Genomic DNA, 1,172 nt, shown 5'->3' on the forward strand with positions numbered 1-1,172 from the left:
TGTAGGAGTCAACTGTCATGCACCCGCGATGGCTGGAGGAGCGTACGGGGCTTGATCGCGTGCGATGGCATTGAGCCAGCGCAGGAACTTGTGCATGCACGCGACGATGGCGACCTTGGCCGGTTTGCCGGCGCCTGTCAGGCGCGCGTAGGTCTTGGCCAAGGGTGAGCCGGAGCGGATGGAGGCCCAGGTGGCCATGTACAGCACCCTCCGTACGTCGGCGCGCCCGCCTTTGATGCGGCGCTGGCCTTGCCAGCAGCCGCTGTCGTGATTGAACGGCGCCAACCCGACCAGGGCGGCGAGTTTGCGTGGCGGCAGCGTCCCCAATTCCGGCAGCCGCGCGGCCAGGGTGGCGCGCAGGATCCCGCCGAGCCCGGGGACCTTGGGCAGGCTTGAGCAGGCCTTGGCCTGTTGCTCGATCTGCCGGGTCAGCGTCTGGATCTTCCCTTGTAGCAGGGCGATGGCCTCACGGCAGTGTTCCTGCACATGGGCGCTGGTGATGTGCTCCAAGCGGCGCCGATGAGCATCGCGCTGGCCGACCAGGGTGGCGCGCAGGTCCAGCAGTTCGCGTAGATGCTGCTGGTGCTCGGGCACCACGGTCGTGGGCGTGGCCGGGATGGACTGGGCCGCGATCGCCAGCAAACGCGCGTCCAACGCGTCGGTCTTCGCCTTGACGCCCAGGGCCTTGGCCAGCGCCCGTGGGCGGTGCGCACACATACGCACCGCCGGCAGGCCGGCCTGCCGCAGTGCCCGCAGCACCGCCGCCTCGTAGCCGCCGCTGGCTTCCAGCACGATCCGTTCGCAGTTCATCCCGGACAAGTGCTTGACCAGCGCCAGCCGCTCCTGTGCGGTGTTCGGCTGGATCCAGGTTTGCTCCTCCGGCAGGACATGAATGACCAGTTCGGCCTTGGCTACATCAATCCCGACAAAGCGTCGCATAGACGTTCTCCGCAGTAGACTCAGGGACGAGAGCACTCCTGCCGATGCCCATGCTTGTGGAGTTCGAGCTCGCGACTCGGGCAACTGTTCGGGCTTATGAGGCAGGAGACACGGAGTGCGGCGGCGCTGACTCCTACTCGTGCTCGCTTGGCACTGCGGCTAAACGGCCTGCCGCACTCCGCTCTCACCTAAAACGATAAACCCTCATTTGACACAAGCGGCTTCAGCCGCGA

Annotated in this window: 1 protein-coding gene; it reads right to left on the minus strand. The window is 66.5% G+C overall.

Going from position 1 to position 1,172, the window contains the following annotated elements; genetic code table 11:
* Nucleotides 1–15: 15 nt before the first annotated feature.
* On the minus strand, nucleotides 16–975 hold the full coding sequence (locus tag GGR71_RS20890) for an IS110 family RNA-guided transposase (RefSeq protein ID WP_160964048.1): 960 nt from the start codon (nucleotides 973–975) through the stop codon (nucleotides 16–18).
* Between the last annotated feature and the right edge of the window lie 197 nt (nucleotides 976–1,172).

It is taken from the genome of Xanthomonas sp. F1 (assembly GCF_014199855.1).